Origin of the sequence: Nostoc sp., from assembly GCF_036919595.1 — a bacterium.
GTDB lineage: Bacteria > Cyanobacteriota > Cyanobacteriia > Cyanobacteriales > Nostocaceae > Nostoc.
In genome coordinates this window covers 54,116-77,348 of the sequence record NZ_JBALCO010000148.1, presented here as the reverse complement: position 1 = coordinate 77,348, position 23,233 = coordinate 54,116, and the positions used below count along the sequence as shown (strand labels likewise).

Sequence of the window (23,233 nt, the reverse complement as noted above, 5' to 3'; positions counted from 1 at the left end):
CATGGTCTTAATCTCCTCGAAGTTATTACTGATGCTTTAGAAGGTAATGTCTCTGTTTTCCTTTCCTCTATTACTACTAGCTAGGCAGTTACGTAAATTCTCAAAATTAGTCATTAGTCATTAGTCAAAAACTTCACCCCTCTCTACCTCAGATAAGTCACGTCTAAAAGCTTACGCCCTAATGACAAAAGCCCGGCATGAATTACATAAGCAATTACAAACTGCTTAAACAACAAGTGTTCCGGCTTTTCAAGCGTGCCATTCGTCTCTGAGTTAATTATGTCTTTTTTCGAGCTTCCAAGGGTTGTAAGTTAGTTTGCAGATTGATTACAACTGCAAATCAAGTTTGCGATCGCTCGAATTAATTTAGCAGGCTCTACTGGTTTGGTGATATGCTGCTCAAATCCGGCAGCAATTGCTTGTTGATAATCAACCTCAGCTGCGTAAGCTGTGAGAGCGATCGCTGGAATTGTCCCTCCCATCTCTGGTAACATGGCTCTGATTTGACGCATCAGCATATAGCCGTCTACTTCCGGCATTCCAATGTCGCTTAATAGCAGATTTGGCTGGAACTGAGGCATCACTCGTAATGCTTCCACAGCCGATGCGGCCTGCATTACTACCGCGCCTGATTGCTCCAAAATGAAAGCAATTAACTCTCGCGTATCACGCTCATCATCCACAAGCAGAACTTTTACCCCATTTAGATCAGGCGAATCATCAGGTTGTTGCTCACTGTCGTGGCTATTTAGATAAATCTTGATCAGCGGTAGCACGACTGTAAAGGTTGCTCCCTGTTGTTCACCCAAACTTTCTACCTGAACTGTGCCCCCATGTAGCTCTACAATGTGACGAACAATAGCTAATCCTAATCCCAGTCCGCCGAATTTCCTGGTAGTTGCACCATCAGCTTGTCGAAAGTAGTCAAATACATAAGGTAAAAAATCTGGGCTAATCCCCTTACCTGTATCACTAACTCGAAGTTGAGCCTGAGAGCCAAGTGACTGTAAACTGATTTCTACCTGTCCACCTTGGGGTGTAAACTTAATCGCATTAAAAAGTAGATTCCAGATAACTTGCTGCAAGCGACCTGAATCACCAGTTACTTGACCGATATTTGGTTCAAGGATAGTGTTAATCTGAATCGATTTGGCTTCAGCCGCTAGACGTACAGTTTCTATTGCTGCTGCGATCGCACTTTCCAGATTCACAGGAGCAATATTCAGGCTGAGTTTACCTTGCAAAATTCGAGAGACATCCAGCAAATCTTCAATTAATTGCGTCTGAAGCTTGGCATTGCGCTCAATGGTTTCGAGGGCACGAGTGGTGGTTGCTTGATCATACTTTTTAGTTTGCAGTAACTTCGACCATCCCAGGATCGGGTTTAGCGGTGTGCGAAGTTCGTGGGAAAGAACGGCCAAAAATTCATCTTTGATCCGGTTAGCTTGGACTAACTGCTCTTTTTGCTGCTGTAACGAAGCCATCAACTCAGCGCGTTCCTGAGCAACCGCCACCTGATCGGAGGTTGCTTGCAGCAAGGCAATTTCTCCAGAAGTGAAGTGGGTACGGGTGCGGCTGGCAAAGGAGAGGACACCAAGCAGCTTTCCCTGAGCAATTAACGGTTGACCGGCATAGGCTGTGATTCCAAAAGGATGAAGGATTTGGGCATTTGGATGGCTAGAGTGCAGCACATCATTGACGACAATTTGATGGCGTTCTTGCGCCACTAGTCCGCACATCCCTTGATTAAATTCCAGGTATTCAATTGTTTTAAATACTTCATCAGTAATGCCGTTCCAAGCTACTAACCGAAATTTCTGCTTATTTTCATGTGTATCGATTAGATAGTGGAAGTAAAAATGCAAATCCATCTGCGCCGAGAGTTTGCTGAACAAGCTGTTCATTAGATCCAAGGGGCGCTCCGTTGAAAGCAAATCACTGGTTGTTTCAGAAAGCAGTTTGAGTCGTTCACTGCGCTCTTGCAGGGCAAGTTCAGCAAGCTGGCGTTCACGAAGGGCGCGTTCGCGTTCGGTGATGTCAACTGCAACCCCTCCTACCAGGCGTTGCCCAGATGCATTGGCAATCGGAAACTTATATACTAAAAATTCGCCGAGGGTGCCATCTGTGCGTGGTGTAGACTCGATCGTTTCAACAACCTGATTTGTCTCGGCAACCATTCTAATGTTATCGAGCAGGGGTTGAGCGATTTGGGCTGGGTATAGGTCAAAAATATTTTTATTAATCGCCTTATTTGTTGCTAAATCGAATGTGTTCAAATAAGTTGGACTGAGGTAAAGTACACGTCCGTCTGCATTCGTTATCCATGCGGCGGCTGGAATATTGTCCATAAAAGCTTGAAATTGCTCTTGACTCTGACTCAGCGCTTTTTTAACTTGTTTGAGATCACTAATATCAAGAATGAATGCAACTGATTTGTGCCGAGATTCTCCTAAAAGGGAGTAGCCAATTACAACTGGGACACTCGAACCATCCTTGCGAATGCACTCCTTCTCATAGGGAGTACAGGTTCCCTTCGCTGTTGCTTCGGCAATAGCCAATTCATCTAAATATTGGTACTCAGGGGGCGTGATATCAGTCCAGCATAGTCTGCCAGCCTGGATATCTTCCTGGGTATAGCCCACAATTCGCAAGAACTCGTCATTAGCTTCAGTGATGCTACCATTCACATCACCAAAGAGAATCCCAACTATATTCGCTTTGACAAAACTCCTGAGGCGTTCATCACTTGCTTGGACTGCCTTCTCTGCTTGCTTGCGATCGCTGATGTCACGGAAGAAAATGTTAAGACCATCCTCACAAGGGTAGACGTGAATCTCCAGCCACAGGTCATACTTGGACGGGTAGTAGTAGTGATGCTCAAAGTGGACGGGAATCTGTTCTGCCATCGCCCGTCGGTATTGGCGTTCTACATTAGTGCCTACTGATGCAGACCACTCCTCCCAGTGCGACTTACCGATAACCTCTGTCCGGAGTTTGCCGTTAATTCGCTCTGCTTCGGCATTTTGGTAGATGATTCGCCAGTCCCGGTCTAAAGTAATAAATGCATCACTCATGTTTTCCAGAGTGCGTGTATTCCGCTGATTGGCTTGCTGTAATGCCGCTTCTGCTTGTTTGCGTTCGCTCAAATCAACAACGAAGCCAATGACTGTTTCTTGAGTATCTCCCACAAGCACAGAACCGAGCAAAACGGGAATGCGATCGCCATCTTTGCGGATGTATTCCTTTTCAAAGGGTTTACATACTCCAGTCGTTTTAAGTTCTTCCACTGAATACTCACTCAATTGAAGATACTCAGGTGGGGTGATCTCTCGCCATTTCATTTGGTTAGCCGACAAATCTTCTCGCGTATAGCCTACCATCTTCAGAAAAGCATCATTGGCTTCGATGATCGAGCCATTTTTTATCTCAGTTAGGATGACTCCAATGATGTTGGATTCAGCTAGTCGGCTAAACCGCATTTCGCTATTTTGCAACAATTTCAGGCTTGTCTCTGCCGAAAGTCTAGCAGTTCGTAACTCTGAAGAGAGGGCAGTAATTAAGAAGGATACTAATGAGAATGTGGTTAATCGTACCAAAACGTTCAGGCTGAGGAAATCGAAGGAGTAGACTGGCTCGATCAAAAAATAAACAACAGTTGTAATAGATACAGCGATCGCCACTACTCCAAGTCCCATGCCGCCATACCAGGCACTGATTGCCACAGCAGCATAAAATAATGTAAATACGCTCGGATCGAACACTGGCACCAACAGTCGCGTCAGCAGCAGCGCCGCTATGACTGCCAGAATCATCACACTATAATTTACTAACCAAGAGCGCATCATCAAAATCTTTTCTGGTACTTTCACCATCATCTTAGGAGTCCTCTCGCTGTGCTATTAGGAGATACTCGTTCAGTAGTCTTTTGCCTGATTCGCCCATCTTCTGTAACATTTCTTCAATTAGTTTTAGTGCCATCTGTGAAGGCACTGTAGATCCGTTCTCCCAGCGATTAACTGTTCGCAGGGAAACTCCCAACTTAGCTGCAAACTTTTCTTGAGAGAGATTGAGTTGCTGCCGAAGTTCACGGATTAAATCTGAAATTTTTAATAGCTTTCCTAGTTCCATAATAAGAAGATTAAGACAGTTGTCTCGCCATTTGTCTCGAACTTGAGGAAGAATTTGAACAGTCATTAGTCGTTATCAACTTCATCTTTTGGCGAAATACTGATATTACTTATCAGTCTTCATTGGTTACTGTTAACTGGATAAAGTATCTATATAAACATTAAATTTTGTCAGGTGTGTGAAGATAAAATAGTATTATTTTAAGTGATTTGATGATTTTCAAGGATTACGCAGTGCCAAATATCTATAGGTAGTGGATTACATTGTTACGGTTCGTACCCTACTTAATATTTTATATATAGCAATCCTATTCTAGTTGTAAAAATTATTGTAGACGCGTAGCGGCTTACCGCAGGCTACCGCCAACTCTTTGAGACACTACCTACCTGTAGCAAGATCCCCGTAGGGGTACGCGCAGCGTCTCCAAGAGCGCCAAAAGAAGAAGGAAAGAAGTTTACGAATGATTTAGGATTGCTATAGCAATCCTATTTGATTTGTGAGAGCTGTAATCCGCAGATCCACGACAACTTATACGAAGTCGGGGATCTTGTTTTTGCGCGTTTGATTTAGGATTGCTATAGATAGCCTTGATACATAAGTTTTCTCTAATAGGTTACATATATAAATTTTTCCAAATTCTCGTTAATTTTGGTAACTAAATCTGAAATGAACGTATTTCCAAACCTGTAATTAATTTTAAATATAGTAAAATTGCCAATGGCAAAACTATAAAGCTATAATGTACATTTAATCATATTTTTGCCTGAGCTTTAACTGTTTTGATTGATCAACACTCCGAAAACCTCCTCAACAGTCAACTGGAAAATACACCAGGTGAAGGCTATATATTTAGCTGGTTTGATTGGTTTTGTCTTTGGTATCCTCCAGGCTGGCTAATTTTATTCAACCGCCATTGGCAACACTATCACACCGATTCAGACGGTTGGAATTGGCTGGAATATGGATTATTTTTAATTCCTGGCGGATTTTATCTGGCGTTGCTAAGTCGTTGGTTGCGTCTCGGTTTTCGTTCACCCCAAAAAGAAGTTGGTGAATTCGATCCCAAATATCAACAAGCTTTTGGTGAAGAAGTTCTTGGCCCCATCGTTAAATACTATTTTCGGGGAGAATTGCAACAAGTCGAAAACTTGCCGCAAACAGGGCCATTGATTGTGGCAATGAATCATGCAGGGATGTGTTTTCCTTGGGATTTTTTGACTTTGGGTTATTTATTAAGTGAAGCTAGAGGATGGGTGGTACAACCCGTAGCAAGTCCAGTATTATTTGAGCATCCTTGGGTGATTTGGTACTTACCACCTAAATGGTCACAGGTTTTGGGTGGTGTGCGAGCCGAATTAGATTATTTTGAGGCAGCGATGGCCCAAAATAAAATTCTTTTATATGCACCCGAAGGTATCCGTGGCCCTCTGAAAGGTTGGAAAAGACGCTATCAACTAGAAAAGTTTGATGTGAGTTTTATTAAGTTGAGCGATCGCTATCAAATTCCCATTCTCCCAGTAGTTTGCATCGGTAGTGAATTTTTACATCCTTGGGCTGTTAATTTAGAGAAATTGCAACGACTAATCAAATTACCATTCTTGCCTTTCTCGCCTTTGATGTTTATCTTACTTCTGTTTCCTTCAATGGGAATTTGGGCAATGAGAACTCGTCTGCGTTACTTTATTCAGCCTTTGGAACCAGCAGAATTGTACAACTATTCAAACAAAGAGCGTACAGTAGCTTATCGGCTGGCACAACAATTATGCGAAAAACTGCAAAATAAAATTAATCAGTTATTGAGAGAAATTTAATTCTACGAGTGGATTTAAGTTAATCCTTGAAAAAATAATTTACTTAAGTATAAAAAATTATTTGCTATTTTAGTAATAATTCATTACGTTTAATCTGAATCAAAAGACTTATAAAAGGTTTTACTACGCAAAACCGTCCCTCTCCGACTGGAAGAGGGACAGGCTTGAACTTCAGTTCAAGGTAAGGAGAGGTTCGTTGAACTCACGTTAAGCAATAATTCTTTCTCTCCCTGCTTTTTCTGCTCAACTCAACAGATAACTTTCTCTTTTCCAAACCGGATTGTATTATACCCCTACTGGCTGTCTGACTTGCGATTTCACCGCTTCAACAATGGCATCGGCGTCAATTTTGGCAGCATGGAGCAGTTCTTCTGGTGTGCCGGAACTTGGCATATCAAGCACTGCCAACTTAATTAGCCGTAGTTGAGGCCCATTGTAAGTAGGAATACTACTAGTACCAGCAAAGGCATCAAGCACAGCCGCACTTAATCCGCCTTCCATCCAGTGGTCTTCAACCACGACTAAATTTCCCTTGGTATCGCGTGCAGCTTGATGAAGTGTTTCTACATCAATGGGTTTGACGGAGTAGGCATCTATGATCCGCACCGTGATCCCTTCGTTTTTTAAATGATCGCTAGCCTTAAGTGCTTCATGTAAAGTAATACCAGCCGCAATCACTGTAGCTTGATCTCGCTCAGAACTATGGATTACTTTGCTACCACCAATGGGAAATTCTTCATCAGAGCTATAGATTACAGGTGTGCTTTCCCTAGTGGTACGGAGGTAGACAATACCATTGCGATCGCTCATTTGCGCCACTAGTTTAGCCGTCTGATTGCCATCACTGGGATAAAGTACAGTACTACTCCACACCGCCCGGAAGGCTGCTAAGTCCTCCAGTGCCATCTGTGAAGGGCCATCCTGACCAATGGATATCCCAGCATGAGAACCCACTAATTTAATATTGGCACGAGAGATAGCCGCCATTCGGACAAAGTCGTAACCTCTACTCAAAAAGGCTGCGAAGCTGGAAGCAAAGGGTTTGTATTTTCGCACCTGCAAACCCACCGCTGCTGCGATCAGTTGTTGTTCAGCAATGTACATCTCAAAGTAGCGCTCAGGATAGGCTTTGGCAAAATCTTCGGCATAAGTGGAATTACTCACCTCGCCATCAAGGACAACTACATCGGGTTGAGCGGCTCCCAATGCCACTAAAGCGTCACCATATGCTTTACGTGTTGCGACCTTTGCACCTTTTTCATAAGTGGAAAGTTGCAGGGGTTGAGCATTCCCTGTTGCAGCAGGTTGGCTTTGTTCTTCGGGTTTGTTGACTTGAATTATCATGTGGCGTTCACCACCTAACTCTGCGATCGCCTCTTTCTCTTGATCGGGTTTGAATGCTTTACCATGCCAACCACCGATATCTTCCACAGAAGCCACACCTTTGCCTTTCTTTGTGCGGGCGATAATTACCGTGGGGCGATCGTTGATGCTCAAAGCAGTAGTAAAGGCTTGGTCAATCTCTGTCAAGTCGTGACCATCAATTTCAATTGCGTGCCAGCCAAAGCCTCTAGCACGCGCAGCATAGGCTTGTGTGTTCCAACCCAATTCAGTCTCACCGCGTTGCCCTAGTCGATTGACATCGATAATGGCGATCAGATTGTCTAGTTTGGAGTGTGAGGCATGATCAAAAGCCTCCCATACTGACCCCTCAGCTGTTTCGCTATCACCCAGCAATACCCACACATGGTATGGAAGTTGATCTAAATATTTACCTGCTAAAGCCACCCCCACACCAATTGGTAATCCTTGTCCCAATGAGCCAGTTGCTACATTAACCCAAGGTAAAACTGGTGTGGGATGTCCTTCTAAACGGCTGCCAAATTGCCGTAACGACAATAACTCCTCATCGGTAATTGCTCCCGCTGCTTTATACATGGCATAGAGTAGAGGTGCAGCGTGTCCTTTAGAGAGAAGGAAGTGATCGCTATTAGGGTTATGTGGATTATCAAAGTCGTAGCGGAGATATTTGGAGAGTAAAACCGCCATCAGATCAGCGGCTGACATGGACGAAGTAGGATGACCTGAACCAGCAACAGTTGTAGCGCGAATACTATCGATACGCAACTGTTGTGCTAGTTCATGCCATTGGTCTAGTTGTTCCTGTGTGGTCATAGTAATATTCCTAAATGAAAATCAAGGGTATTGTGGCGAATCCTTTGTTTCATCACTCGTGTTTTAGCTAGACTTGGCTATTTTTACGAAAAAATGCTAATACGCCTAGGTAAAAGGAAAGATTATTCTTTTTGAATTTTACTTTGTGATGAATAGTGTCTTTTTTAACCAGAAGCAGACACAAATCCAACTAAACACTTGTTCAGAGATTTATTTCAATATCCCTAAGTTTACTTTAGATAGTAAGAGCTACAGTGGCTTCTTTCTAATGGAATAACTCAGCTTTATTTCTTAAGGAATACAAGGCTAATTCCACTAGATTCAGTATTTTCTTTATTCCTCAACAAAAAAATCAAGATTACCACGAGAGAAATAAGGTCGTCTTTGTTTAAAATAGTTAAATTTCCTTGACAAATAATGGCTGAGTAAGCTGTGATTCATTTTTCTATAATAATTCACTTTTAGTCAGCGGTAGCTCTTATTTTATGCAGATAAAATGCTTTTTAGCAGATTAAACCCGTCAAAATTACTGTTTTCAATAAAACCAACTTGGTAATTATTAAATTAATTTTTCCATAACGAAGTTTATCAGCTTTTGCCCTCTCCGATCTACCTCTTGCTATTTCACAACAATAAAGTTTTGGCTTTTAAAGAAAGGTTTAACTGTAAGACTGGCTTCTGTAAATAACTTTTCAATTCCTAAAACCTTTGCTTTTGATTCAAGCTGCTCTAATATTTTCTTACCAATCCCTTTTATTTGAAAATCTTTATGACAGTAAAAACGGTCAAGATGACCATTAACCTCTAATTCATCGAAACAAATAATTTTGCCCTGTTCCTCAGCTATATAAGTAAACTTACTTCCTAAACCTTTAATCTAAACATCAATATCCATATTTGCTGGTGCCCAAGCATCTACTTGTTTTTCTGTGTAATCATGAATATTCACCTCATGAACAGTGTCGTAGAATAATTTCATAATTTCTTCGGTATCACCTATTTCGTATGTTCGTAATCTCATCAGGAAGTTAATTAATGACAAATACCTCTACTAGAAATATTATCAGCGCTAACGGCACTACTTCAGCTTTCAAGTGCAGTCCTTTCCACTTATACAGCAGAATTGATCAGATTAAATCTCATAGATATAGATAACTTATATAGTACAAATATACTAAATTGCTGCTAAAATGCCTTAAAAGTCAGCTAGCCTTGCTTGAGGTAGTATGAAAAAAATCCCAGACACGGACAAAAAGCCCATTTTGCTCAAAGTTTCGCTGTTGCAGCCTACATCTGTAACTACTGCTATAGTGCCACTGCAACCCCAAGATGAAAAAATCATCAGTGAACGGGAACGTTTTCTAGCACAAGTCGAACGCATCAATCAGATGGCGGGAGAGTTAGAAGCAGCGATATTAGAGTTGAAAGCGATCGCCAACACACTTAATACTCAAAAACGTTACCCAGTTCTAAAATGCAAAAATATTTTTATTTGGCAGTCAATTAGCGTCCCTTGGGTGAAACGAAAACCAGACGAATCATTTATTCTCACGACGCGAAGAGTTGATTTATTCCGAGCAGAAAGAGAAGCAACGCTATTAGCACAGCAACTTCGTCAGCAAACCAAAAAAAGATTAGCATCGCAGCGATACAGAAAAAACAAGAGTGGGGCTGAGACCGACATAAAACGCTTCCTTAAAAAGGTATTAGTCAACAAATCTTAAAATTATCAACATTCAACGGCAGCTGACCCATGAGATTTAACAGTTATGCTGATTGAAGTGGCAGAAGGAACTTCTTTTTCAAAATTGCTAGATACCATACTGCCATTGCTAATTGCAGCCACAGTTGGTGGCAAATAGGCAAAGCTGCCCTAATATTTGCACTTCCGTAAAACCAGGTGCAACATCAGGGATAATCAATCAGCGCACAGAAGAGGTAAAAAAAGGTGTTAAAGACACTTTTAGTGATTGCCGTTGGTTTTTTACCGTCCCTGTTTTCCCTGTGGATGATCCGCAAAAACTTTGTGCGATCGCGCTTACGGATGCAAGCAGCGATGAATTTTCCAATGGTGCAGGGACGGCACAATATCAGACCTGTTGAAGGCGATCGCTATTATTTAGAAGGGGTGGGTTATTTGATTGGCGATATCAGCTGCAAATTTAATGCCCGATCTGGCTATATCCGCTGTGCTGTCAATCCCGACGGACCATGTAACGCTTGCCGTCACTATGAACCTAAGGAATTAGCTAGTAGTGAAAAAAAGACTTAGTAAGTTTTACCTGACTAATACTTAATCAATCTAAAATTACCGAAGAAGGGCAAAGGGAGGCTGACGAAGCAAGATAAAATTACCGATGTTGTGCCTGCTAAAATTGTAAATTTCCTTTTCATAAAATCTAACGTCTTTATCCTTAAATACTGCTTCGTGTTTTATTGCAAAGATTTGGACATCTGTAAAATTGTAATTCCTAAATTTTCCTTTCAGCTTAACTGGTATTGTCCGATGAAACTACGCACCTATTTTGCATTAAGTTTCAGTTTGAGAGCTATGGAAATTAGTTACAAACCTTTACATAATCCAGTGAAAGCTCAGAACCTTTGTCCGATTGAACTGCTATTATCAGCCGTTGCATGAACATTGGTTGAATTAAACTCTACCAAAGTAAAATTTAGGTAAAAATTTGTTTTACCTGGAATGGTAAAATCACGGCTAATTATAATTTGTATTGACAAACACTTGGAAAATTTGCCTTTGCATGGTCAAATAAGAATGATTTAATAGAATTCGTGCAAAAGTGTGAATCTGCGTCATTTTGTTTGCAGATTATGAAATTTACTATTAGCTTTTGCCGAATATCTAATAACTACATGATTATTTAACGATGAACAACGCGATCGCTCGGACAACAGCATTATTATCAACTTGCGCTTTGCTACTAACAGGCTGTGGTGGCACTACCACAATGACAAATTCTCCAATTTCTGGTACTGTTACCCCAAATAACACTGCAACCAATACCCCAGCGACAACAGGTACATTATCAAGTGCTATTCCCATCGGTATTGCCGTTGCCCAAACTAGCAATGTAGCATTACTAGGTCAAGAGCAAGTTGCTGGAGCCAAACTTGCCGAGAAGTATTTCAATAGTAAAGGTGGTGTTAATGGCACTCCAATTAAATTAGTGTTTCAAGATACTAGCGGTGATGAAGTAGGGGCAATTAACGCTTTTCAAACTTTAATTAATAAAGATAAAGTTATTGGGATTGTGGGACCAACTTTGTCACAGCAAGCTTTTAGTGCTGATCCTATTGGCGAACGGGCAAAAGTACCAATTCTTGGGCCATCGAATACTGCTAAAAACATTCCCGAAATTGGAGATTACATTGCTCGTGTTTCTGCACCAGTTTCCATCGTTGCGCCTAATTCGGTGAAAGCTGCACTTAAGCAGAACCCCCAACTGAAAAAAGTCGCAGTTTTCTATGCTCAAAATGATGCATTTAGCAAGTCAGAAACAGAAATTTTTCAGCAAACAGTTAAGGATCAAGGGCTAGAATTGGTAACAGTCCAAAAGTTCCAAACCAGTGATACAGATTTTCAAAGCCAAGCTACCAATGCAATTAATCTCAAACCAGATTTAATCATTATTTCTGGTTTGGCTGCTGATGGTGGTAATTTAGTGCGACAATTGCGGGAACTGGGTTATAAAGGCTTAATTGTTGGTGGAAATGGTCTAAACACATCGAATCTATTGACAGTTTGTAAGGCACTTTGTGATGGCGTATTGATTGCTCAAGCCTACAGTCCAGAACATCCAGGTGAAATTAACGCAGCATTTCATAAAGCCTATACCGACGAATATAAAAAAGAGCCACCCCAATTTAGCGCTCAAGCTTTTGCAGCAGTACAAGTTTATGTCGAAGCACTCCAAGCTTTAGATAAAAATAGTAAAGTTAACAAATTACAGCTACCAGAATTGCGGACGCAATTAAATAAGCAGATACTTGTTGGAAGATACAATACACCACTGGGTGAAATTGGTTTTACTCCTCTAGGTGAAGTTGTTCAAAAAGATTTTTATGTCGCCCAAATAAAAATGGCAAAAGACGGGAGTCAAGGTAAATTCACATTCCTCAAATAGTTGCTACATGAATATCAATCTATTTTTACAGCAATTATTAAATGGTTTATCCATCGGCAGTGTCTATGCAATTTTTGCCTTAGGATATACCTTAGTTTATTCTATTTTGGGCATCATTAATTTAGCTCATGGTGCGATTTTTACCTTGGGTGCATATTTCACTTATGCACTCATGGGTGGTAACTTTGGATTTAACGGCTTGTTGGCTAATGCAGCCTTGCCGATAAAATTACCATTTGCTATATCCTTAATTTTAGGAAGTACCTTGGCGGGATTGGTAGGGGTAGTAATGGAACGTGTTGCTTTTCAACCTTTGCGCCGTCGAGGATCTGACCCTTTACTAACTGTTGTTTCCAGTTTAGGGGTAGCAGTGGTAATTGTAAATTTAATCCAGTATTTAGTAGGCGCAGAAAGTTACACATACCCCGCAAATACTTACGGAAATTTGCCGCCTGCTATTAACTTTGGTAGTTCAGAAAACCCAATTCCTATTCGCAGTGTTCAGGTGCTAATTTTTACTGTATCAGTTGTGATTGTGGCAATTCTTACCTATTTTATTAATCGAACTAAATATGGGAAGGCAATGCAGGCGATCGCAGAAGATGCAACTACAGCTAGTTTGTTAGGAATTAATAGCGATCGCTTTATCATCCTAACATTCTTCATCAGCAGTTTTTTAGCAGGATTAGCAGGAACTTTAGTCGCCTCTAGTGTTAGTATTGCTGGCCCATATTTCGGCATTGCTTTTGGTTTGCGGGGTTTAGCGATAATTGTTTTAGGTGGTTTGGGTAGTATTCCTGGTGCAGTGTTGGGAGGCTTGGTAATTGGATTAGTGGAGGCGTTTGTTCCTGCTGAATTCTCTGGATATAAAGACGCAGTAGCCTTTGGAATTTTGTTTATCATGCTATTAGTTAGACCCCAAGGTTTACTAGGACGGCGGTTTATTCAAAAAGTTTAAATAGACGTAGCGTTATCGGCTAACCGCAGGCTACCACAATCGCGCAGCGTCTCGCAGAGAAGAACACATAGACACAAAGTGGCTGATCGCAGGGTAGGACACAAAGAGAAGAAAGAAATGCTTAACTGAACTGTATTGACCGCAGAGGCGCAGAGTACACGGAGAAATAGAATAGAGAGATTTTTACAACTGATTTTGAAGTGCTAGAGTTGATGAAAATGATAGTTTTATTAAGTTTAATAAATATATTTTAAGATGGCTGACTTTTTCAATACTTACGGTTCTTTAATTGTCTCTATGGTATTGGGGGCACTACTAGGATTATCACTTTACTTACCGCTAATGACAGGGCAATTGTCTTTAGCTAGTCCAGGATTTTATGCTTTAGGTGGGTATATTGCAGCAATTCTCTCCACAAAAGTTTTGACATCTAGTAGTAGTTTATATCCCATTCCATTATTGTTATTGGAGATGTTAATTGCTGGTGTAATTTCTGGTTTATTAGGTGTATTAGTAGGAATTCCAGCGTTGAGGTTGCGAGGAATTTATTTAGCGATCGCTACTATTGCTTTTGTAGAAGTTCTGCGCGTCATCTCTCTCAATCTGGATATTACAGGCGGTGCTATCGGTATTTTCGGCATTCCTCAACCTTTCCAAACACAACTTGAATATTTATGGATTGTTTTGCCCTTACTATTAATTAGTATGGTGTTACTTTACCGTTTAGAACGCATCCGAGTAGGAAGGGCATTTATAGCTATCCGTGAAGATGAATTAGCAGCGGGTGCAATGGGAATCAATCCCACTTATTACAAAGTTTTGGCATTTACACTAGGGGCTATGCTTGCAGGGGTTGTAGGTGCAATTAGCGCCCACTTCCTGAATACTTGGAATGCTCGTCAAGGTACTTTTGATGCCAGTATTATATATTTAACTTTTGTTTTGATTGGTGGTTCGAGAACTTTTTTAGGGCCGGTAGTCGGAGGTATAGTATTTACAGCCTTACCAGAGATTCTGCGAAGCCTAGCTGATACTGGTGGTTTACCTAATTGGTTAGCACAATTTTTGCGCGATGGGAGATTAATTATTTTTGGCTTACTAATAGTAATAGGTACAATATTTTTCCCCCAAGGGCTAATTACTCCAGATTTTTTCCAAAGACGCAAAATCCTAAAGTGAAATATTCATAATAATATGCAAAAATGTCACATAGTACTCCAGTCGCTAACAGTAGTATTGTCTTAGAAGCAAGAGCATTGACTCGCCGCTTTGGTGGTTTAGTAGCAGTTAATAATGTATCTTTTAGTGTAAATAAACATGAGATTTTTGGACTGATTGGCCCTAATGGTGCGGGCAAAACAACACTGTTTAATTTGATTACCGCTTTAATTCCACCTTCTAGCGGTCAATTAATTTATCAAGGTGGAGAAATTTCCCAACTGCGTCCTCATCAAATTGCTGCTTTAGGTATCGCCCGTACCTTCCAAAATATCCGCTTGTTTGGGGAATTATCGGCGTTAGAGAATGTGATAATTGCTCGGCATTTACACACTAAAAGTAATATGATTGCAGGAGTTTTAGGATTACCGCCAGCGCCTAGTGAAGAACTTAAAACTAAGCAGAAAGCTTTAGATTTCTTGGATTTGGTGGGATTGAGCGATCGCGCTGACGAAAAAGCTAAAAACTTTGCTTACGGTGATCAGCGTCGCTTAGAAATTGCCCGTGCTTTAGCATTAAAACCGCAAATCTTACTTCTCGATGAACCTGCGGCGGGGATGAACCCCAACGAAAAACAGCAACTCAGTGCATTTATCCGTAGCCTGCGCGATCGCTTCAATTTGACGATCATCCTGATTGAACACCATGTACCTTTGGTTATGGGTTTGTGCGATCGCATTGCGGTATTAGATTTCGGCCAATTAATTGCTTTGGGTGAACCATCTTTAGTCAGAAATAATCCGGCGGTGATTGAGGCTTATTTAGGCAATGAATGACTATCTGTTTCAAATTACAAAACCTGTTGCAATTCCTCAATACTATTTGCAGTTACAACGTTCCGTAAAATTGTCTTTAAACGCTCTATATCATTAATTTGGTTGATTTGTGGCATTAACTGTAACCCGTTATCACCGAATTTCAACTCTAAATTAATTTCAATACTAGAAAGTATTCCTCGCAGTTCCCCGCGTGCTTCTCCGCGTGCTTCCCCGCGTGCTTCTCCTTCGCGTAAAATTTCCTGATACCAAGGTGACTCACGTAATACAGTCATATCCCACCTCATGATTTCTTGAATTAGGGCATTCTCTAAAACAAACGTAGCAAAAAAAGCCAAGACTGTTTCGAGTTGGTTTAGTTGTTCATCTGCACGGAGGATTTGCAATGCTTCTCTAATAGTAGATTCATTTTCACCACCTTTAAGAATGGGTACAAACGGCAGTAAGGAAAGTAAAGGTTGTTCAAAAGCAATGTTGACATCGACTTCCCACAAGTTAATCACCCGATAATCTTGTATTGCCCGTAATCCAGCAATATTTGATGTAAAGCTTGTGGGTATTTCATTGTTACTGGTTTTAAGAATGTTGATGAGAACGGGGTATGTTGGTAAGTTATATTTTTCTTCTGCAAGTGCAGCGTATGCACGCATCCGACGTGGCATTTTGGATTGATAGCGTAATTGCAACTCATTGAGAAGCAGAAATTCTCCGTGCTGGGGACTTGTGACACGGATTAATACATCACTTTCTCGGCTAATCCACTGAAATTCACTGGTGAGAATTTCCCCAGCAACGAGATTTGGAATCTGGGTTACCCATCTTACCCAGTTGTCGGGTGCGAGACTGATTAATTTTTTGGTACTGACATCGGCAGGTTTTGCCATCGGGGTGTAGATGCTCTCAAGAAGTGAGATTTATCGTAACTTGAAGTGTGACATTACATCTAAAGATTATTTATCAAGTAAGCTTTTAGCTGCTTTATTCGTCCGCAATGTTGGTAACAGCTAGTGATGGGGTTTTGCGATCGCCAGCTATGAAATATTAGCATATCGCCAAAGCGCACTACATTGGAACAATAATTTATTTGAAGAAAGATTTACACAAACTATTGAAAAAGCTCTAAATTATTATGATTCTATTTCTCATCAAACTGAAGTAATAATTCACTCACGAGAAGGATTAGATAAATATTTATATAAAATCAGAGAAGAGTTTGAGGAATTTAAAAATATTTCTCTTAAAGGCTCTCAGAGTGCTAGTAAGAGAGAAGCGCTGACTTATCATAAGCTAGAATATTTAGTGGATGGGTTAAAAGCAACTTTTAGTATTGAAAACTATCTTGGCGGAATTTATTATTTGACTCCTGATGAGATAATATTTGAGAACAACATTTATATTATACAAGAGTCAAAAAATACTTCAACAATATCTTTACCAAAGCTCCTTGATATTCAAGATGGTTTATTCAAGCTGATTTTATTTTCTAATTTAGATTCTTTAATATTAAACGGTCAGAAAGTATTATTTATTACAAAACTTAAGCTGACAGGTAATAATGTTGTTGGTTCTATTGTCTTTCCAGATGCATCACTAGAAGAACTAGAATATTTTTTAAAAGTTAATATTAAAAATTTTAATGCTAATCAAAAAATACTTATCAACAAATTGGCTTTAGAAGCTCAAAATAATCAGAAATTTAAAATAGAAGTATCCAGTAATTTTTAAACCTTGTAATTTTTGGTTATGATCAAAAGTCCTCTGCGATATCCTGGTGGTAAGTCGAAAGCAATAAAAGAAATAATTGAATACTTGCCTGAGAGCTTTTCTGAATTTCGAGAGCCTTTTGTGGGTGGTGGTTCTATATTTATTTATTTAAGGCAAAAGTTTCCTCATACCAAGATTTGGATTAATGATTTAAACCGTGAACTCTTCTTATTCTGGAAATTTGCCCAATCTGATATAACTCAGTTAGTTAAAGAAATTCGATATATTAAAGTTAAATATACAGATGGTAAATTACTTTTTACAGAATTAACTAGTGTAGATGTCAATAATTTATCTGATTTAGAAAGAGCAGTTCGGTTTTTCATCCTTAATAGAATTACTTTTTCAGGAACTGTAGAATCAGGTGGCTTTTCCCAAGAAGCTTTTCATAAAAGATTTACTGATTCTTCAATAGAACGACTAGAAAAGTTAAAAGATATTCTGTCCGAAAATGTCAAGATTACTAATTTAGATTATAGCCATCTATTAAAAGCAGAAGGAGAAGATGTATTTTTATTTTTAGATCCACCATATTTTAGTGCTACTAAATCAAAGCTATATGGTAAAAATGGTAACTTACACACCTCTTTTGAGCATCAGAGATTTGCTGAAATTTTGGAACAATGCCATCATCGCTGGCTAATTACCTACGACGACTCACCGCAAATTAGAGAGAATTTTCAATGGGCTAATATCTCAGCATGGGAATTGCAGTATGGGATGAATAACTATAAGCAAAGTGGTGCAGCTAAAGGAAAAGAGTTATTCATTACTAATTACGAAATTAAACTTTATTTGGATAACAAAGCAAAAAATCAGAAGCTTGTTAATCCAGCTTTGCAGTTGAGCCTTGATATTTCACTCTAACTTTGATAACTCCCAATTTTCCGCTAGGATACCTCCCATACCCTTCAACGTAGCTACACCTACAACACCACAAACCTTAGCTATGACAAATTCCCCAATCCCTGTTCAAGAATCCTCTGTTAGCTGGCATGTCCTGCTGCAACAATTAATAGATGGCCAATCCTTGTCGCGTACTCAAGCTGCTGAATTGATGCAAGGTTGGCTGAGTGAAGCGGTTCCCCCAGAGTTATCAGGGGCTATTTTAACAGCGCTGAACTTTAGAGGCATTTCTGCCGACGAGTTGACCGGCATGGCTGAAGTATTACAATCTCAGTGTTCCCCACTCAATACTCAGCACTTACCACAGGCTAAACAACAGCTATCCGCTAACACTACTGTAATAGATACCTGTGGCACTGGTGGAGATGGTTCATCAACCTTTAATATTTCCACAGCGGTTGCTTTTGTTGCTGCTGCCTATGGCGTACCCGTCGCTAAACACGGCAATCGTTCAGCTTCAAGTCTCACGGGGAGTGCTGATGTCTTGGAAGCCTTGGGTGTAAACTTGAGTGCCTCTAGTGAAAAGGTACAAGCTGCACTACAAGAGGTGGGGATCACTTTCTTGTTTGCCCCTGGTTGGCATCCAGCCCTCAAGGCGGTTGCCTCATTACGGCGGACTCTCAGGGTGCGAACAGTTTTTAATTTGCTTGGGCCGTTAGTAAATCCCTTACGTCCAACTGGGCAGGTAGTGGGCTTATTTACTCCCAAACTTTTGGCAACTGTTGCTCAAGCCTTAAACAATTTGGGCAAGGAAAAGGCGATTGTGCTGCACGGGCGAGAAAAACTCGATGAGGCTGGGTTAGGAGATGAAACTGACTTGGCGGTGTTATCAGATGGAGAAGTGCAGGTAACTACCATTAATCCCCTGGATTTGGATTTAACGCCTGCTGCCATAGGTATGCTTCGGGGTGGGGATGTCCAAGAGAATGCGGTGATTCTCAAGGCGGTACTCCAAGGTAAGGGAACTCAGGCGCAACAGGACGCAGTTGCCTTAAATACGTCTTTGGCGCTGCAAGTAGCGGGTGCGATCACATTACTGGATCATGCCGAGGGGATTAAAATCGCTAAGGATATCCTACAAAGCGGGGCAGCTTGGACGAAGTTGGAGCAGTTAGTTGAGTTTCTGGGGAATTGATTTGCGATCGCAATTGCGGGCGAAATTCTACTACATTACGTTTGATGGTAACATCGTAGTTGCCAAAAAAGTCATGTCCTAGAAGTCCAGTTTCTAGTTCTGCCCCTGCGATCGCTACTGCTACTTTATTCACAATTACCCCGCCAACTGCCATCGAATTAACATAGCCCACAGGAAATTCTACAGATCTAGAACTAGCGGTATTTGCCTTAGCTCTCCCTACTGGGACTATACCCAAAGCATCGGCCATCTCTTGGGTGATCACAGTGCCACTGGCTCCTGTATCTACAATCATCTCAAATTGTCGCTGGCCATTGAAGGTGACTTCGACAATTGGCGTTCCACCAATTCGCCTTTTAATCGGGGCTGTAAATACTGCTTCATCTGGAATCAGCACTACTGATGAGGGTAAACGTGGCTCTGGTGGTAACGGTTTAGTTTCTTGTAGAGGCGATAGAGGTGAGGTATACTTTGGTGTGGTTGCGGTGTGGGGAACAAGAACTACTATCCTCTTCGGTTCGGCAACGCGCACAGGGCGGGGATTAGCTTGCTGTTTGGCATATTTGATTTGGCGTCGATATTCAGTAATCTTGGTTTGAGCGATCGCAAATTCTGGGCTTTGTCGCCGCACTCTTTGCATCAGCGCGATCGCATCCTGGTACTGATTAGCCACCAAAATCCAATCACCTGGGGATTGAGCAGATTGGCTGATACTCCAAGCGCCAACGGCTTTGTCTAGCCCCATCTCAAAAAGACTTGGTTCAGTTTCAGACGGCTGTAGCGGCTGTGCTTCTGGGGTAGCTGTTGGTGTTGCTGGTTCGACGGCAGGCTGTATTAATGGCAGATCCCCAATTGGCGAGGGTTGCTCATTGCCACTAGTCACAATGTTCCCTTTGTCTTCACTACAGGCAACACACAAAACCGCTAGAGCGCTTGAAAGAAAAATTAGGGTTGCACGGGATAAAAAGGACTGAAGCATAATTAATTTTAACTGCCCAAGCTTTGCCAAATCCACTCCAGCTACTTTAATTCCCTTTTAATTTTAATTAACTATTCTAAAAACTCCCAATTGCTCAACTCATGGGATAATTAACAATCACAGTATTGGTAAATGAGGCATGAGAGAGATGAAAGAGCAGGGGGGACAATTGATTAATGCCCCATGCCCCATGCCCAATGCCGCCACTTGCTTCTCCTAAGAGAGACGCTGCGAGTAGCAAGATACCCGTAGGGGTATAAGCCGGGGAACCCGGACACGCAGTGGCTCCCCCATGCCCAATCCATAATTTATCGCCTATGCCCCTGACTGACGCAATACCAGCTTTACTTGTCCTGGCAGATGGAACCACTTATCGCGGTTGGTCTTTCGGTGCTATGGGAACCGCGATCGGAGAAGTGGTGTTCAACACTGGCATGACTGGCTACCAAGAAGTACTGACTGACCCTAGTTATTGCGGTCAGATTGTCATTTTTACCTATCCTGAATTAGGGAATACTGGCGTCAATCCTGAAGATGAGGAATCAGATGGCCCCCAAGTGCGGGGTGCGATCGCGCGCAATATTTGTCACCGACCAAGTAACTGGCGATCAACACAATCCTTACCTGACTACCTTAAACAAAATCAAGTACCAGGGATATACGGCATCGATACCCGCGCCCTCACCCGCAAAATTCGGATGTTTGGAGCAATGAACGGTGGTATTTCCACAGCCATTCTTGATGAGGGGGAATTGCTAGAGCAGGTACAGGCAGTTCCTAAGATGGCGGGATTGAATCTGGTTCGTGAAGTCACCACCCCAACGGCTTATGAATGGTCAGATCCCACAATTCCAGCTTGGGAATTCAACTCTGAGGCTGCGGAAAATCTTGGGGAACGCTTTACTGTTGTTGCTCTTGACTTTGGCGTAAAACGCAATATTTTGCGTCGCTTAGTAAGTTACGGTTGTCGGGTGATTGTTGTGCCTGCTGATACGCCACCAGAGGAAATCCTCAACTACAATCCAGATGGTGTGTTTCTTTCTAATGGGCCTGGCGACCCTGCTGCTGTCACCGAAGGGATTGCTACTGCCAAAGCCCTCCTGTTAAGTCAAAAACCCATCTTTGGGATTTGTATGGGACACCAAATTTTAGGTCATGCACTAGGGGCAGAAACATATAAACTCAAATTTGGTCACCGTGGTTTAAATCAGCCTGCGGGCTTACAACAACGGGTAGAAATTACCAGCCAAAACCACAGTTTTGCTATTGACCCAGATTCTTTACCTACGGCAGTTGTGGAAATCAGCCACCTGAACTTAAATGATCGCACCATTGCCGGGGTACGTCATAAATCTCTACCTGTATTCTCCGTACAGTATCACCCAGAAGCCAGTCCTGGCCCTCACGATGCTGATTACTTGTTTGAGCAATTTGTTCAAGTCATGCGAACAGCACGTCAAGCCGTGGCAGCTGAGGTGAGGTAAAAATAAAGAATGCGGCATGGAACATGGGGCATAGGGACTAGAAAATAATTTTTCAATGCCTAATACCCAATACTTCTCTACGAGGGGCTGCGCCAACGGCTTCGGCTCCATCGAGCGTTCGCGTAGCGTCTCGTAGAGAAGCCGAGATGCTCAGTACAAGTGCCCAATGCCCCAGAAGATTGTAGACAACTTGCTCAAAAACCATCTATACTTGAGCGTTCACTTTAACTCATGAGGAGGGAATTATTGCTGAACCACTGAATCTAACCGTTAGCCTGAGGGGCACTCGTGAAGTCCGGGATAACTGCCAGCTATTCCGCCTCACAGGTTTGTTAGATGCCTTTTCTGAACCAACATTTCGCAAAGTACTTGGCAGCAAGATTGACGAGGGTCCTAAGCACATTATTTTGGATCTCTCACAAATCGACTTTATTGATAGCTCTGGTTTGGGTGCTTTGGTGCAGCTAGCCAAGCAGGCTCAAACTGCTGAAGGCACTTTGCAAATTGTCACGAATGCTCGCGTAACTCAAACGGTCAAGCTTGTTCGCCTAGAGAAGTTTCTCTCCCTGCAAAAATCAGTTGAAGACGCTCTAGAAAACGTTAAGCAATCTTAATTGCTTGAACCGAGAGATCAATTCAGCTATCCACATTCAACATTGGATAGCTTAATTTTTAAAACTTCTGGCAGAAAACCTCTCTCCTTGTGGGGGAGGCACAAAGCCAGTTAAGTTATTATGCTTAAAGTTGAGTAATAACTAAAGATATAGACACACAGACATAGGATATGTAATCGTTGGCTAGAATATTCGGATAAACAATCAAATCTGAAAAAGTTTTAGCAAATACAAAGCTAGCCATTTGTCTATATGTAAACTTGACTTGATACTGTATAGTTAGAAATTGTCGCTTACTAAGTAAGCCTGGCAATGTGATCAAGTAAAAGGGTGAATTTGATGTCCAAATTTTACTCTATCTTAGGCATAAACCACAAGAAGTAAGCGAAATTTGGTTTATAGGCGTTGACATTGGGGTGATTTAAAATGCCAACTCTCAAACAAAAAGATGAAATTAGGAAGTAATTCTGATAGTATTGATTATGCTAAGTATACTATCATGGCATACTTCAGAAAAATCAGTCTTTGCGAAGAATGCCTGCCAAATGTAGCCTGTCAAGGAATGATTTATTTGTGAAGTCACAGGAGGAAGAGCTATTAGATGGACAAGATGAAACTCCCAAACAGAGTTTATCTTGGACTGAAGCACTCTTGGCAACCACAGGGCTATTCCAACAGATTTCCCTTTCACAAGTGCAACAAATTTCTCCTACTGCTTTAGCATATTTGGGGGATGCAATTTATGAGTTGTATGTTAGGATGTTATACCTGCTGCCATTGCAGCGGTCAGGAATTTACCATAGTCTGGTAGTGGAGCAGGTAAGAGCGGAAACACAAGCGCTACATTTGCGATCGCTGATTCCTCATCTAAGAGACACTGAATTAGAAATTGTTCGACGGGGTAGAAACGCCGCTACAGGACGCCCAAAGCGACTTAATCCCGAAATTTATCAACAGGCAACTAGTCTAGAAACCTTAATCGGCTACTTATATCTCACCGATTACCAGCGTCTAACCGAACTGTTGCAAATACTTCATGTAGAAAAAGAGTGAAAACTAAATTTCACAGTAGCCACAGCAGTAGATTAGGCTCAAGAAATTGAGGTAATCGGGATGATCAACTATACGCTATATCCATAACTC

At 41.4% G+C, this 23,233-nt stretch carries 21 protein-coding genes; 13 read left to right on the top strand and 8 right to left on the bottom strand.

Annotated features, from left to right (window positions below; genetic code table 11):
• Nucleotides 1-311: 311 nt before the first annotated feature.
• Nucleotides 312-3,875, bottom strand: coding sequence for a PAS domain S-box protein (locus tag V7K21_RS22700; protein ID WP_335177455.1), 3,564 nt, complete (start codon nucleotides 3,873-3,875; stop codon nucleotides 312-314).
• A 1-nt stretch (nucleotide 3,876) separates the two neighbouring features.
• Entirely contained in the window at nucleotides 3,877-4,194 is a 318-nt protein-coding gene (locus V7K21_RS22695; RefSeq protein WP_335177454.1) for a helix-turn-helix domain-containing protein, read from the bottom strand.
• 713 nt (nucleotides 4,195-4,907) lie between these two features.
• Between V7K21_RS22695 and V7K21_RS22690 the strand changes: the two genes are divergently transcribed.
• Nucleotides 4,908-5,939, top strand: coding sequence for a 1-acyl-sn-glycerol-3-phosphate acyltransferase (locus tag V7K21_RS22690; protein ID WP_335177453.1), 1,032 nt, complete (start codon nucleotides 4,908-4,910; stop codon nucleotides 5,937-5,939).
• A gap of 285 nt (nucleotides 5,940-6,224) precedes the next feature.
• Here V7K21_RS22690 and V7K21_RS22685 read toward each other — a convergent pair whose 3' ends face one another.
• The 3 genes from V7K21_RS22685 to V7K21_RS22675 all read right to left on the bottom strand — a co-directional run bounded on the left by V7K21_RS22685 (nucleotide 6,225) and on the right by V7K21_RS22675 (nucleotide 9,135).
• Nucleotides 6,225-8,114, bottom strand: coding sequence for a transketolase (locus V7K21_RS22685; protein ID WP_335177452.1), 1,890 nt, complete (start codon nucleotides 8,112-8,114; stop codon nucleotides 6,225-6,227).
• A 619-nt stretch (nucleotides 8,115-8,733) separates the two neighbouring features.
• On the bottom strand, nucleotides 8,734-8,991 hold the full coding sequence (locus V7K21_RS22680; protein WP_335177461.1) for a GNAT family N-acetyltransferase: 258 nt from the start codon (nucleotides 8,989-8,991) through the stop codon (nucleotides 8,734-8,736).
• Nucleotides 8,992-9,135, bottom strand: a complete 144-nt coding sequence (locus tag V7K21_RS22675) for a hypothetical protein (protein WP_335177451.1) — start codon at nucleotides 9,133-9,135, stop codon at nucleotides 8,992-8,994.
• 205 nt (nucleotides 9,136-9,340) lie between these two features.
• Between V7K21_RS22675 and V7K21_RS22670 the strand changes: the two genes are divergently transcribed.
• From V7K21_RS22670 to V7K21_RS22645, 6 genes are all read left to right on the top strand, one after another.
• Nucleotides 9,341-9,838: a hypothetical protein gene (locus tag V7K21_RS22670; RefSeq protein ID WP_335177450.1), complete on the top strand. Its 498-nt coding sequence runs from the start codon at nucleotides 9,341-9,343 to the stop codon at nucleotides 9,836-9,838.
• 224 nt (nucleotides 9,839-10,062) lie between these two features.
• On the top strand, nucleotides 10,063-10,386 hold the full coding sequence (locus V7K21_RS22665; RefSeq protein ID WP_335177449.1) for a DUF6464 family protein: 324 nt from the start codon (nucleotides 10,063-10,065) through the stop codon (nucleotides 10,384-10,386).
• Between the two features lie 613 nt (nucleotides 10,387-10,999).
• A complete protein-coding gene (locus V7K21_RS22660) occupies nucleotides 11,000-12,256 on the top strand; it encodes an ABC transporter substrate-binding protein (protein ID WP_335177448.1) in 1,257 nt (418 codons plus the stop codon).
• A gap of 7 nt (nucleotides 12,257-12,263) precedes the next feature.
• Nucleotides 12,264-13,214 carry a branched-chain amino acid ABC transporter permease gene (locus V7K21_RS22655; RefSeq protein ID WP_335177447.1) on the top strand — a complete coding sequence of 317 codons (951 nt, stop codon included), beginning with the start codon at nucleotides 12,264-12,266 and terminating at the stop codon, nucleotides 13,212-13,214.
• Between the two features lie 255 nt (nucleotides 13,215-13,469).
• Entirely contained in the window at nucleotides 13,470-14,393 is a 924-nt protein-coding gene (locus V7K21_RS22650; RefSeq protein ID WP_335177446.1) for a branched-chain amino acid ABC transporter permease, read from the top strand.
• Nucleotides 14,394-14,416: 23 nt separating this feature from the next.
• The gene (locus V7K21_RS22645; protein ID WP_335177445.1) at nucleotides 14,417-15,208 is read left to right on the top strand and encodes an ABC transporter ATP-binding protein; all 792 of its coding nucleotides are present in this window, start codon (nucleotides 14,417-14,419) and stop codon (nucleotides 15,206-15,208) included.
• Between the two features lie 14 nt (nucleotides 15,209-15,222).
• Here the strand turns inward: V7K21_RS22645 and V7K21_RS22640 are convergent, their stop codons facing one another.
• Nucleotides 15,223-16,092 carry an Rpn family recombination-promoting nuclease/putative transposase gene (locus tag V7K21_RS22640; protein WP_335177444.1) on the bottom strand — a complete coding sequence of 290 codons (870 nt, stop codon included), beginning with the start codon at nucleotides 16,090-16,092 and terminating at the stop codon, nucleotides 15,223-15,225.
• Nucleotides 16,093-16,507: 415 nt separating this feature from the next.
• Between V7K21_RS22640 and V7K21_RS22635 the strand changes: the two genes are divergently transcribed.
• The 3 genes from V7K21_RS22635 to trpD all read left to right on the top strand — a co-directional run bounded on the left by V7K21_RS22635 (nucleotide 16,508) and on the right by trpD (nucleotide 19,013).
• Nucleotides 16,508-16,933 (top strand): hypothetical protein, encoded by a 426-nt coding sequence (locus V7K21_RS22635; RefSeq protein ID WP_335177443.1) that lies wholly within the window; start codon nucleotides 16,508-16,510, stop codon nucleotides 16,931-16,933.
• 18 nt (nucleotides 16,934-16,951) lie between these two features.
• Nucleotides 16,952-17,839, top strand: a complete 888-nt coding sequence (locus V7K21_RS22630; RefSeq protein WP_335177442.1) for a DNA adenine methylase — start codon at nucleotides 16,952-16,954, stop codon at nucleotides 17,837-17,839.
• Between the two features lie 82 nt (nucleotides 17,840-17,921).
• Nucleotides 17,922-19,013 carry an anthranilate phosphoribosyltransferase gene (gene trpD / locus V7K21_RS22625; protein ID WP_335177441.1) on the top strand — a complete coding sequence of 364 codons (1,092 nt, stop codon included), beginning with the start codon at nucleotides 17,922-17,924 and terminating at the stop codon, nucleotides 19,011-19,013.
• Here trpD and V7K21_RS22620 read toward each other — a convergent pair.
• A complete protein-coding gene (locus tag V7K21_RS22620; RefSeq protein ID WP_335177440.1) occupies nucleotides 18,943-19,992 on the bottom strand; it encodes a retropepsin-like aspartic protease family protein in 1,050 nt (349 codons plus the stop codon). The genes trpD and V7K21_RS22620 overlap by 71 nt on opposite strands.
• A gap of 317 nt (nucleotides 19,993-20,309) precedes the next feature.
• On the opposite strand from V7K21_RS22620, the gene carA reads away from it, so the two are divergent.
• A complete protein-coding gene (carA, locus tag V7K21_RS22615; RefSeq protein WP_335177439.1) occupies nucleotides 20,310-21,476 on the top strand; it encodes a glutamine-hydrolyzing carbamoyl-phosphate synthase small subunit in 1,167 nt (388 codons plus the stop codon).
• Nucleotides 21,477-21,528: 52 nt separating this feature from the next.
• Here the strand turns inward: carA and V7K21_RS22610 are convergent, their stop codons facing one another.
• Complete coding sequence (locus V7K21_RS22610) at nucleotides 21,529-21,681, bottom strand: hypothetical protein (protein ID WP_335177438.1); 153 nt, start codon at nucleotides 21,679-21,681, stop codon at nucleotides 21,529-21,531.
• A 37-nt stretch (nucleotides 21,682-21,718) separates the two neighbouring features.
• Between V7K21_RS22610 and V7K21_RS22605 the strand changes: the two genes are divergently transcribed.
• Together V7K21_RS22605 and V7K21_RS22600 are read left to right on the top strand one after the other, a co-directional pair.
• Nucleotides 21,719-22,090 carry an STAS domain-containing protein gene (locus V7K21_RS22605; protein WP_273769590.1) on the top strand — a complete coding sequence of 124 codons (372 nt, stop codon included), beginning with the start codon at nucleotides 21,719-21,721 and terminating at the stop codon, nucleotides 22,088-22,090.
• A gap of 573 nt (nucleotides 22,091-22,663) precedes the next feature.
• On the top strand, nucleotides 22,664-23,143 hold the full coding sequence (locus V7K21_RS22600) for a Mini-ribonuclease 3 (protein WP_335177437.1): 480 nt from the start codon (nucleotides 22,664-22,666) through the stop codon (nucleotides 23,141-23,143).
• The last annotated feature ends 90 nt before the right edge of the window (nucleotides 23,144-23,233 follow it).